The sequence below is a fragment of the Lysinibacillus sp. RC46 genome, assembly GCF_041262385.1.
Classification (GTDB): domain Bacteria; phylum Bacillota; class Bacilli; order Bacillales_A; family Planococcaceae; genus Lysinibacillus.
Genome location: NZ_JBGCCF010000005.1, coordinates 165,885 through 178,658, shown reverse-complemented (window position 1 = coordinate 178,658; position 12,774 = coordinate 165,885). Strand labels below are relative to the sequence as shown.

At 39.0% G+C, this 12,774-nt stretch carries 9 protein-coding genes; all 9 read right to left on the bottom strand.

Translation table 11 applies throughout. From position 1 onward, the window contains the following. On the bottom strand, positions 1–423 hold the full coding sequence (locus ABH966_RS06740; protein ID WP_370076951.1) for a MarR family winged helix-turn-helix transcriptional regulator: 423 nt from the start codon (positions 421–423) through the stop codon (positions 1–3). 183 nt (positions 424–606) lie between these two features. Then, positions 607–3,204 (bottom strand): VWA domain-containing protein, encoded by a 2,598-nt coding sequence (locus ABH966_RS06735; RefSeq protein WP_370076949.1) that lies wholly within the window; start codon positions 3,202–3,204, stop codon positions 607–609. After that, a complete protein-coding gene (locus ABH966_RS06730) occupies positions 3,188–4,933 on the bottom strand; it encodes a vWA domain-containing protein (protein ID WP_370076947.1) in 1,746 nt (581 codons plus the stop codon). The genes ABH966_RS06735 and ABH966_RS06730 overlap by 17 nt, the downstream gene beginning before the upstream one ends. Before the next feature lie 11 nt (positions 4,934–4,944). After that, the gene (locus ABH966_RS06725; RefSeq protein WP_370076945.1) at positions 4,945–5,820 is read right to left on the bottom strand and encodes a DUF58 domain-containing protein; all 876 of its coding nucleotides are present in this window, start codon (positions 5,818–5,820) and stop codon (positions 4,945–4,947) included. Continuing rightward, the gene (locus ABH966_RS06720) at positions 5,817–6,812 is read right to left on the bottom strand and encodes an AAA family ATPase (protein WP_370076943.1); all 996 of its coding nucleotides are present in this window, start codon (positions 6,810–6,812) and stop codon (positions 5,817–5,819) included. Before ABH966_RS06720 ends, ABH966_RS06725 begins: the two co-directional genes overlap by 4 nt. 11 nt (positions 6,813–6,823) lie before the next feature. Further along, complete coding sequence (locus ABH966_RS06715; RefSeq protein ID WP_370076941.1) at positions 6,824–8,290, bottom strand: hypothetical protein; 1,467 nt, start codon at positions 8,288–8,290, stop codon at positions 6,824–6,826. Positions 8,291–8,302: 12 nt separating this feature from the next. After that, complete coding sequence (locus tag ABH966_RS06710; protein ID WP_370076939.1) at positions 8,303–9,148, bottom strand: ABC transporter permease; 846 nt, start codon at positions 9,146–9,148, stop codon at positions 8,303–8,305. Beyond that, a complete protein-coding gene (locus tag ABH966_RS06705) occupies positions 9,145–10,080 on the bottom strand; it encodes an ABC transporter ATP-binding protein (RefSeq protein ID WP_370076937.1) in 936 nt (311 codons plus the stop codon). Before ABH966_RS06705 ends, ABH966_RS06710 begins: the two co-directional genes overlap by 4 nt. Continuing rightward, positions 10,080–12,467, bottom strand: coding sequence for a DUF7408 domain-containing protein (locus tag ABH966_RS06700; protein WP_370076935.1), 2,388 nt, complete (start codon positions 12,465–12,467; stop codon positions 10,080–10,082). The genes ABH966_RS06705 and ABH966_RS06700 overlap by 1 nt, the downstream gene beginning before the upstream one ends. Positions 12,468–12,774 lie beyond the last annotated feature (307 nt).

Below are 12,774 nucleotides of genomic sequence, written 5' to 3'. Positions count from 1 at the left end.
CTATTCACGATTTTCATATACTTTTTTCAATATGCTTTTCAACAGCTCTTTTTCTTCCAATGATAGTACGTTTAACACTTCATTCTCAGAAATCGAAAGGGTCTTCAATAAATCTTCTGCCAAATTTTCACCATGTTCCGTAAGGCATATTAAATTCTCTCTTCTATTTTCTGGATTTTTCTCCCTATAAACATAATTTCTTTCTTCTAGACCATCGATAAAAAAGCGGACACTATTTTTATCTAACTTTAAAATCTGCCCTATTTGAATTTGACTAAGTTTATTTTCTTTTACAGCAATCATGATCCCGACTTCTCTGGATTTCATTTGATATTTTTCACTAATATATTTCTCGAGGTTTTCCTCCAAAGCCTCTGCTAATTTAAAACTAAGAAACCCAAAAGAATTCATTATATTGGTCATGTCCAAACCTCCAAAATCTATAGTACTTAAAAGTGATAGTAATATTTTATTACTATCATCTATTATTGCATCTATGTATATTATTTACAAGTCATATTTTACCTTTCATGAATAATTCTCCAATCCAGTTGTTGAAATTACAAAAAAACGATGGCACATCTCTATGCACCATCGTTTTATCTGTTAGGATCGTTTTTTCATGCCCTTTAATAGCTGGGCAACATTTGTGTCCTCTGCCTGTATCTGTGTTTCCTCTACAGGCTGTTCTTTTTTCTTCGGCCTTGTTAGGAAGCCCCAACCAAAGCGTCGAATAGTAATATCTATGAAGAATAGTAGCATACCTGCCAATAAGAGCCATGTTGCAATATTTTGGCGTTCCGTACCTTTTTTAGTAAATTCACGGAATGCCTCGCTCGGTTCTTTTAAAACGGAGCCGCCTGTTTGCTTTGTTAGCTCTTTGACTAGCTTATCATTCACTGGGCGTAATTCATACTCAGCACTATAAGGTACACTTAAGCCTGCCTGGTAAATGGCATTTTCTTCATCGGCAATGCGGAAGAAGATGAGTCCTGGTTCTGCTTGTACGACTGCTCGAACTTGTGATGCTGAAATTGTTTCAAGCTGTGTATCAAGTTCTTCACCCGCTTCATTGACAGCAACAATATCTAAGAACGCCGCTTCATTTGTTGGGTCAGTGATGACAAATGAGCCGTCTGATTCTAGACGTACATCATAGGCAACATCATTATAGCTTGGTAGCATTTTTGAAATAAGCGTTTGCCAAAATGTGCCCCAATTTTGCCATCTTGCCCAGTCTCCTGTCCATTTTCCTGTCGAATCAGAAGTAAAGGCGAATGTTTTGCCAAGGCCATATTGCCATTCTGCAAGTACTGGATCTTCCTTCTCACTTTCTGCAATAACAGTAGCTCCTTGCTTTGCTGTCGTACCGATATAAGCGTTCATTTTAGGTACACCATCTGTAAATAATGTATTCCAGCCAGCTGCATTAAATATCGTTGGATAGAATGGGTTATCCTCAATATATGTGCGTGAAATCATGGCTGTTTCACGCGATAAAATAGAAGGGATTGTCTGCTCATCAACAACATCGTAGAAACGCCCACTGCCCATCTCGCTAAGCGCTTCAAGTAAGTTAGCATCTGCATCCTGACCAATTGCAACTGTTGAAAGAGTAATGCCATTCTCTTTTCCTTGAGCAATTAAGTCTTCATAGTTACCAGGCTGAGACTGACCATCAGTTAATAGAATAATATGCTTTCGCTGTAGCTTTAAATCAGCTAGATTTTCATAAGCTTTTTCTAGTGAGCCATATATTTCGGTACCACCCCCTGGCGTTACAGATAATATCGTATCTACCGCTTCTTCCTTATTGCTAAGTGGTCCTGCCTCAATAATTTCCCAAGGTCGATCATCAAAGGCAATAAACCCGAGTGTATCCTCTTCTCGTAGCAGTTCAACTGAACGAGCGGCCGCCTCTTTTGCGAGCTCTAGCTTTGCTCCAGACATACTTCCAGAGCGGTCAAGGACAATCACAAGCCCTAATGACGGTAATTGTTCCTTACCTTTAATCTCCATTTCAACAGGTAGTAAAGTTTCGATTGGTGTTTTAAAGTAGCCTCCTAAGCCAAAGCTATTTTCGCCACCGACCATTGTAAAACCGACACCGAAATTTTTCACTGCTTGCTCAATGACATTCATTTTTGCCTCGCCTACTAAATGTCCTTGCACATTATCAAAAATGATGGCATTGTATTGTAAATAACTAGAGAGTTCATTTGGCAGACTGTTAGCATTTACAACATCATAGGCAATTGATTGTTTGCCAAGCGCTGCTGCAATTGGTGATACCGTATCATAGCCATTAACAATTAGTAAATGTGGTTCACTTTGCACCATTGTGACGCTTGTTAATTTATTATTTTCAAAAATGGCATCCTGTTCGACCTGCATGATTGCCTCATATTTTACAAGCCCTTCAGCCGTCGCTGAATGTTTATATGTAAAAATATTTGACCCTTCTGCAAGCTCCACTGCTTCACGGTGAATAAGCTTATCGTTTTCGTATAGCAATAGCTCACCTTGTTCTGCTACAGTTGCATTTATTTCGGCAACTAGCTGCTGTTGCTCACCTACATAAGCAACTTGCGGTGTGACAAAGCTTTTCATAGATACATCCTTAGCAACAGGTTGGTTAAATGGCATTACATCAACACTTATATTTGACCCTTTAAACTTCGATGCAAATTCTAAGGTATCTCCTTTTGTTTCATTGCCATCCGTTAAGAGTACAAGTCGTGTTGCTTTTTTTTGATCTACAATACCTGAAGCAAGCTGTAGACTCTGTTCAATATTTGTTTGATCTGTTGCTTTTATAGCTGTAAACTTCGGCACTTCCTTTAAAGTCTTCGATAAAATGGCTTCCGTTTGTAATGTCGATGAAAAAGAATAAATCCCTGCAAGCTGTTCATCTTTCTTCGACTGTAAACTTTCCGCTATAAAATTGGCCATCTTATCATCTGTCCCATTCATTGAAGCAGAACGATCTACTAAGAATAATACTTGTTCTTCCTTTACGGGCAATAAAATATAGGGTCCTGCAAGTGCAAAAACCAAACAGCATACTGCCACAATGCGAATACCTAGTACGACGATATGACTCTTCTTTAGTCGCTGTCGTTCACGCCAATAGGTCCATCCAAAATACATAAGCAATGGAAGTAAAAGCAACAATGCTAATGGCATATCAATTCGTAAATCCACGACGTCGTTGCACCTCCCACTCTAAAACAAGTAATACCAAAATCATAAGGATCAGCCAAGGTACGAACGAGGTTTTCGATATTTCTTCCTTACCATTGTCTGGAAGCCCTCCAAGTGTATAACTTGTCCCTTTTTCAATCACACGCTCTTGCGCTTGGAGCTGTACGATGAAGCGCTTTTCTTCATCTTTTGAGCGAGCTGTATAAATTCCTGGCTTCATTGGAGCTGTTAGTAGACCATTCGAAATAGACGATAAAAACTCTTCTTCCTGCGAATATATACTCCAATCACCTTGCGCTAAAGCAACTGCGCGTTGCTCATTTGGTGTAAAAATACCAAGAGAACCAACTGATGCTGAAAGTTCCTGTTCAGCACTCCATAAAAATAATGGGAATGAAGGATGTAACGGCCAATCTGTATCTGCAATATCAGCTAATACAACGATATCCCCTTCAGGTGAACGCTGAATAAATGGCTGGTCTCCAACTGATGCAATCGTTTTATAGTCATCGAATCCAGGATATACAGCACTGACGTAAATATCTTTTAGCTCACTAAATGCAAACAATGCATCACTTGTTGTACTGATTTCCCCAGTAGCTTCAACCTTCTCAACGTCATCCCGTCCAAATAAAACAATTGGCTTGTCCATCTTTTCGAGTAGCGCCGTCTGATTGGTCACTACTGTAGCATCCTGATTGTCAGCCAGTTGTGAAGATGGAACAATTTTCACGCTACTATTAATCGTTTGCAAACCTTTTTGAATGAGTTGATGCATACTTTGATCCACAACTACTTTTGAAGTAGCTGTTTGTAGCAATACAGGCTGTGAATTATCAACAGCATAATCGTCCTTAGCATCTATTTTGGCAGTCAACGTATCTTCTAACGGTAGATCTTTAAATGTTTTTGTTATGGCTTCATTTGGAGGTAATGCGACACTCTCTGTAACGATCTCCTTACCCTTAACATTTTCTATCGAAAGTTTTACATTTTGCTCTTGGTCCGTATCATTTTGTAACTGTACAAGCGCCATAGCAGATTGTCCATCTGTAGTAGCAACAAAACGTGTCATTGCGATATTTGTTAAATCCTTTGCAGACCCTTTTACGATCCACTTCACCGTATCTTTTTCCATCGGTAATTGCTTTTTATCGAGCGCATCTGTAAAGACATAAATAGATGTTGGTGTATTGCCGACAAAAGCCTGTGCCACATCTAAAGCTTTATTCATTTGAGCTGTCTCATACGTTACTTGTAACTGTTGAATGGCTTTTTCAATATCTTTAGTATTTGTTTCTTGCTGTAATATGGCTTTTGGCGTATTACCTGTTGTAATGAGTGTCACAGGTCTTCCATCAAGCTCATTGACCAATGACAGCATTTCTTTTTTATGTGTATCAAATGTTGACTGCTCTTTCCCTGCTAACATCGTTGCAGAAGTGTCCACTATGAAAATCGTCTGCGCACCAACAATGGTTGACTTTTTAACATATGGATTCATTAATGCTAGTACGAGTAAAAGAAGAGCAAGTAGTTGCAAATAAAGCAGTGCATTTTTTTGTAAATGTTTTAAGTATGGTGACACACGTGTTTCTTGCATAATTTCCGACCAGAAAAGTGTGGAGGATACGGTTTGATCGGTATATTTTTTTCGAAAGAAATAATATAGAAGGACAATGACCGGGATGATGGCCGTCCAGCTAAAAAGTAATTGACTAAAGCCCAATACGGCTCACCTCACCTAATCCAATGTGCTTTTAATAATTGATGGAAGATGGCATGCTGTAATCCATCCTCTACTTTAAGTTGTAATTGTCGAACACCGAAACGTCGACAAATTGCTTCAAATTCCTCTTCATGTAATAAACGTCTTGCCGTATATGTGTCCAGCACTTTAGAAGACATCGTAACATTTACATCTCTGCCCGTTTCACGATCAAGTAAGCGCACATCACCCGTATATTCTGGTGCTATTTCTTCTTGTGTAACTATTTGCAAAATACGGACATCCCCTGCAAAACGTGGTAGCCTTTTTAAAAGTTGCTCCCATTCCTCGATTGGCTCAAGTCCGTCTGTGACAATAAATAGTACGGTACTATCCTTAGGCAATGCTTTGAAAGCTCCTTGTGCGAAGCTATTTGTATAAGTTGCTTGCTCAATCTCGGTGACCAACTGTAAAAAGGCGCGACGATACATAGCACCCTTACGACGAAACGGTGGCTTCACCTCATCCTGTAGAAAAGAAAATGATAAGCGATCATCGCGTCCGAGCACCATTAGGCCAAGTGAGGCGACAATTTGCCGGGCAAAAGTCCATTTTGCTTGATCGCCCATCGATTTAGTTGTATCTAGCAAAATGTGGACGCGCATTTCTTGTTCATCTAAAAAACGTTTAATGAAGTATTTATCAGTTCTCGCAAAGACGTTCCAATCCACCTGACGTACATCATCACCTAAATGATATTCACGAAAATCCGAAAAATCGAGCGATGCCCCAAAGCGTTGCGAACGGTGCGAGCCCTTGTGCTGCCCACGTAATTTGGAGGCCGTTGCCACTTGGAAGCGACTGATTTTCGCTAACCAATCCTCGGGCAATAATAATTTTTGCGTCACCTGCTAACACCTTGCTGTACTTTTTCTAAAATGACATCAATCACATCGTCTGCTGTTTTACCTGAAGCCTCCCCTTCATAATTCAACAGCATCCGGTGGCGTAATACTGGCTTAGCCACTGACTTAATATCTGCTACAGAGACGTGGAAACGTCCATTCATAAGCGCCCTTGCCTTCGCTAATTTGATTAAACTTTGTAAACCTCGAGGGCCGCTACCATACATGGCATATTGCTTGACCTCATCAATGGCATCCACTCTCTCAGGATGTGTAGCCACAACAAGATCCGTCGCAAATTCGAGCATTTCATCAGCAACAAGTACTTCCTTAACCATTTGCTGCGCTTCAATCAGTGCTTCTGTATCCATGATCTTTTGTAAATCAATTTCCTTAGCGCCTGTTGTACGCTTCATAATTTCCATTAGTTCACTTTTCTCAGGATACGGCACTAGAATTTTACATAGGAATCGGTCCATTTGTGCTTCTGGTAAAGGGTATGTTCCCTCCATCTCAATCGGGTTTTGTGTTGCTAACACGAAGAATGGTTTCGCCATCTTCTTTGTATCTCCCAAAATTGTTACAGTTTTTTCACCCATTGCTTCAAGCAGTGCACTTTGTGTTTTTGGTGTTGCGCGGTTAATCTCATCTGCTAATACCATTTGGCTAAAAATTGGACCAGGCTGGAACGTAAATTGCTGCTTGCCATCAGCTGTGCGCTCAATCATGCTTGTCCCTGTAATATCCGCTGGCATTAAATCTGGTGTAAATTGAATTCGTGAAAATGATAAATCTAGTACTTCAGAAATTGTACGAATTAACATCGTTTTCCCTAAACCCGGTAGGCCCTCTAATAATGCATGCCCATCAGCAAGGACTGCGTATAATGTATAATCAATTGCTTCCTCTTGGCCAACGATAAAGCGATGAATTTCTTCCTTTACTTGTTGTAATTTCGTACTCATTTCAACATATTGTTGCTCTGTAAATGCCATTCCTTTTCCTCCTACTTAGAGTCAATTGACGTGAAATAAGATTGCACGACATTTTGTAAATCCTTCGGTAATTGTAAACGCTCTGAGCTTTCTAAATAGCTATCTTTATAGGAACCTATAACTTCCTCATAAGGACGGATAGAACCTTTAGTAATCGGGCCATTTCCTTGTTGCTCTGAAACATGTGATCCATCTCCTAATGCTCCACCATCAACTGAAGTCTGACTAGATCCACCAATTCTATTCGGTGTTGTCAATAAATCGCGGCCGCCCTGTCCTGTGCCTGTGCCTGCGCCTTTACCTCCTTGAGCAGTACCTTGACTTTGACCATTGCCATTTCCCTGACCTTGTCCTTGACCTTGTCCTTGACCTTGTCCTTGACCCTGACCTTGTCCGTTTCCTTGACCATTGCCTTGTCCTTGTTGATTGCTTTGATTCGATCCTTGTTTCTGTCCTTGACCACTAGCCTGTTGGGAACCATTTTGAGAATTAGTTTGGCCTTGTTGTCCTGTTTGACCTTGTTGATTACTTTGCTGTGAATTCGCTGATGGATTGGTATTAGGATTGTTTTGCTGATTATTATTGGCACTATTGGCACTCGCAATAGCATTTTGTAGAGTATTGCTTGCAGGTTTCCCAAGCTTGCTCATAGCTGTCTGAGTAGCATTTGCATTTTGCGTTAGCTCCTGCTGCATTTGGGCGAGCTCCTTCAATTGCTCCGCTTCTTCCTTCGATAAGCCTTTGTCGTCAGAAGCGCCCTCCTTACTAGCCGTTTGCTTATCCTTTAATTGTTGCTCCTTTAAAGAAAGCTCCTTTTGCTTTTTCACGACTTCTCTTAATGCCTCTTCAGCTGTTTCTGTCTTTTTTAACGTATTTTGCAATTCTTTTAATTGCTCTTTCACTTCTTTTGTTTCTGCTTTTTTCTCTAATTTAGCAACTTCCTTCTTTACGTCTTCAATGACAGCTTTTTCTTTTTCCACCTCAATTGCTTCAATTTGTGAAGCTGCTGGGAACATATAAAGAATGGCCAGTACGACAGCTGTTCCAAATAAGCCAATCAATGCTTTGGGGCGAAATAAAATTTTTTTCCGAGCCTTAAAATCAGCAAATGCCTTTTCAACGTTCTCGATTGCTTTCGTTAGTAGAGATTGAACGAGTGGGTCCTTATCGTCCTCGAACGATAAGGCTGTCACAAGTTCATTGTGAGAAAAATAATCATCCAGTGTATGCAATGCTTCCTTTTCTTTCACACGCTTCCACCACATAAACAGCACTGTTGCTAGTATGACTATGATAAAGATAGCAAGAGCTGTTTGGCGATAATACGGCCAAACAAAGAGCCTGGAAACGAGGAAGAGGGCAGCACTCGAAAGCAATGCCAAAAACAAGCCGTACTGTGCAATTGGAATGCTTCTTTCTACTGTTAAACTCGTCTTTGCACGTTGAATATATTTTCGTAATTGCTTACGACGCTCCATAAGATTTCCTCCTTATCGGTTACTTTTCATATTGGCACGTAATTTTTTAATCGCAATTGTTAAACAAACAACAATGATCAATGAATAAGCTATTAAATAACTAATCCATACAGGTAATTTCACTCCTGAAACTTGCACTAAAGCATCGCCCATAGATGATGAAGTAAGCGTAAGCATTAATGCACCTGGGTTAATAGAAGCCCAGAAGTAAGTCATGTAGGAAGTACCAGTACCTGCGGCATTCCCCATTTGATGGAAGGCCATTGATAAGAAGAAGAAAAACGCTGTAATGCCACCTAAAAAAATGATCGAACCATACGTAGAAATCATCGCAACAATTGTTCGTTTTGTAATGGTTGAAAACATAACACCAATACTACCAATGGCTACAACTGTTAATAAATAAAATAAAAATATCGAGATTAATTGAGACGGTGATACGCCACCAAATAAAAATACTAAACTATACAATGGTAACCCTGCGATAAGCATTAATACTAAAAATGCTACCGAGGATAATAATTTCCCAATGATGATTTGAGTAGAACTTTGTGTCGTTGTTAGTAAAATATTTAATGTTTGCTTTTCCCTTTCGCTGCTAATTGCACCGGCAGTTAAGCTCGGTGTAATGAAAAGAACAAGAGCCATTTGTAATATTGTTAAGACTGCGAACATCATAAAGCTTGTGTCTGGTCTAAAGAAACCTTTGCCTGTGAATCCAGTTGTTATAAGCAAAAATCCTACGATAAAAATACAAATAACCGCTAAATAAAACATTAAACCTGAAAAGCTTTTAAAAGAACGGAAGCGCAACTTCAATTCTTTTACGAATACCGGATTATAAAATCGTTCCATCATTGATTGTCCGCTCCCTTCGTAATAGCCATAAAGACATCCTCTAAATCTTTTTCCTCTTCGCTTAATGCATAAATAGGTAAATTCGCAAGTATTGCCTTTTTCAAAAGTGCTACCTGATCGTCATCTGTTCCTCGGTAATTAAAGGCTGTCTCTAAGCGATTATCCATTACATCTATAGAAGAGATCAGTGGATCCTCCTCCAAAAACGCACGTACCTCGTTTAAACGATCCGTTACTTTTACTACGATACGCTTCTCCCCCTGCAGCTGTGCTTGAATGGAAGCCACATTGCCATGAGCGATAAGCTTACCATTATCAATCACACCGATTTCATCACACATTTCTGCAAGCTCAGGCAAAATATGTGAGGAGATTAAAATCGTTTTTCCCATAGATTTTAAATTCCGTAAAATATCTCGCATTTCTACTCGGGCGCGTGGATCTAAGCCTGAAGCAGGTTCATCCAAAATTAATACTTTAGGATCGTGGATAAGTGCACGTGCCAAACATAGACGCTGCTTCATCCCACGTGACAGTAAATCAACATATTCATGACGTTTATTCGATAAATTCACGAGCTCTAGTAGCTGTGGAATAAGTACTTTTCGTTCAGCTGCCCCAATGCCGTAGCTGGCACCGTAAAAGTCTAAGTATTCGTCTACTTTTAGTTGATCATAAACGCCAAAGAAATCTGGCATATAACCAATTTGTTTTCGAACTTCCTTAGGTTCCTTAATAACGCTTTTACCATTAATAATGGCATCACCTGAAGTTGGAGATAGCAAGGTTGCTAAAATCGAGAATGTAGTCGATTTACCTGCCCCATTGGCACCTACAAAACCAAAGACAACCCCTTCCTCCAAAGATAAATTCAAATGATCTAATGCTGTAAAGGAGCCGTATCTTTTCGTTAAATCACGAATTTCAATCATTATTTCGCCACTCCCTTCAGCTCTACATCTGGTAATCTTGTTTCCTCACCTGTTTGATCTGGTCCGAATTTAATCTCAATCAGCAATTCATCATGATCATTGAAGTATTTTTTTATGTTACCTGTAAACACCTGTTTCGCATCTACCAATGGCTCATAATTTTTCGTTTCGTTATTCCAAATCGATAGCTGCATGCGATCAATATCCTTATTTGAAACTGTCAATTCGTTTAATGTTTGAACTGAATTCATAAACTTATCTGGCATCGCGATGGATACTTCATAGGAACCATCCGACAAGCGCCAATTATTTAATTGTTCATCTACTTTTTCAGCATACGAATTAGGAGATAGTTGGTTTACTGAATACGCAAAGTTGTTACGTTTCATCGTAAATGGACCTGATAACTCTACTTTGCCTTCAAATGGCTGAACGAAATAGGAAATCGGCGACATACTAGCACTTGTTTCTAGCTCAACCCCAGCAATTGCTTGGTCTGCCCATGCTGTAATGACAGGTTTTTTATCATCTTCTACAAGCGGTAATGCCATAGATTTCATACCCTCGATACGTGAAGGATTCACGTCTTCCTTCTTCGCTGGATAATTATTAAAATTGTAATTAGTAAAATCAGATGGTTTTTGAAGAACCGTTGCTTTTAGCTCTGTGTCGACTTTAAGTGTACCGTTCGCTTCAATGTCGCCAAGTTTAACTTCTTTAATGCCAGAGATTAGAGTAACGTCCTTTAGGGCAAACGGGAAATTGTTCTTAATTGTCCCAGTTAACTTTTCATTATTTAACGTAATATCGATATCCATCTTCCCAATATTTTGTGCCACTGACTTCCCTGCAAACGATTGCACAGACCAATAACTTAAATCACGTAGTGTTAGCGTTGAACCATTGGCATTTTCCTTAATATAGGATATTTCGTGTAAATCCTCCCTTACCCCTGCGAAATTAATAGAATTTCGTAGCGCGAATGCATTTGTATTCTTATCTGCATTAACAACAAAATCACCACTACGATTTGTTAAAATGGACTCTACATAATAACCATTTACACTACTATCTTCATTTATTTTATAAAATGCAGATTGTTGAATTTGCGGTTGCCCAATTCGATCTTTTGCACCAAAAATAAATAGAGTAATAGATAACACAATTGATATTGCAGGAATGATCCACCATGCATGCTCACGTTTGTCTATTTTCTTTAAAATGAAATATAAAATAGGTCCGATAATTAAAATATAGAAAATAATAACTATTAGCATATAGCCAACAGATACTTCAAACGAAGGGAATAGCTCATTTATGGTACGCAGGTCATATGGAATTTGATCCAGCGGTGACTGTCCATTAATCATTCCCCCTTGTTGTGACATCTTTTGAATATTTATCAATTTTGAAACTAATGCTGGATAGCCATCCATAGACGCAAGTGGTTGATCTCCTAAAGAAAAGGCTGTTTGAATAATTTCCCCACTGCCAACTTTTTTCTTAGAAGCTAAAATCTTATTGTTATCTGTTAATACAGGAATACTTCCTTTATTTTCAGTTGCTCCATATACAGAAATAGGATGTGCAAATTTTCCTCCTCCTGATAATTTTGATAGGCTATCTGCAGAAACGGATGTCATTTGTTGTGATAATGCTAGTGGTAAATAATCTTTGAAAATACCTGCTGTTGCATTTACTTGATCAGCAGCTCCTACTATTAATGTTCCACCATTTTGTACCCAATCTAGTAAGGACTCTTGTTGCTTTTGCGTTAAATCAGCAATCGCAATTTCATCGATGACGATAACATTCGCCATTGCAAATCCCTGTGTACCCTCTGGCAGTGTATAATCCTTGATTTGCTTTAAATTGAAAACTTCAACACTATTTTGAGGAGCTAATTGGGATAGCTTGAAAAATGCTGATAAACGATCACTATTATCCGTTAATGTGTAAATAAAAACTGATGAAGGATCTAAAAGATTACCTTGTAGCTGCTTTGTTCCTTTATAAGCAACCTTTTTTCCTTTTTCAATGCCTCCTTCATAAAATGCAAACACATCTGCATTCCAGGAATCGATACCCTCTAGATAAATATCAAATGTTTTTTCTTCTCCCGCCGCTATATCTATTGGAAGCACTTTAGCTGACGCAGCTTGATTGGAACTGGAAGTATTGATGACCATATCTCCAGAAAAATCTGTACCATTATTTTTTACTGTTATTTGAATTGGCACAACTGATTGGTATTTTGCTTTACCTGCAATCCCTGCCTTAGCCTGCACATCTAACGTAGCAGCCGCTTTTGCCTGCTCCATAGGTAGAATAAAGCTAATAACAAGCATGAATAGTAGTATGAGTGCCGTTATATTCTTTTTCTTCAAAAACTCAACCCCTTTTATGTAAATTGTTGGTTACATAATTATACGATTTAAATTGCACTTTGTTCCATTTCTTATGACATCTTCATGAATATTCATAAACTCTTAAGAATTAGCTAATTTCCAACATGTGGGGTTGATTTCCGTTCCGACTGGGCGCTTTGTTGCTGACGCTTCTCTTTCGGGGCGTCTGTATGTGCCATCCTTTAGTTTCTTTTTGAGGGCTCAAAATATTTCCGCAGGTGAGATTTTAGTTCGTGAACTGTTATTCCGTTCACACCCGGAGCTCCTCCATTTTCTTTTACCTTTT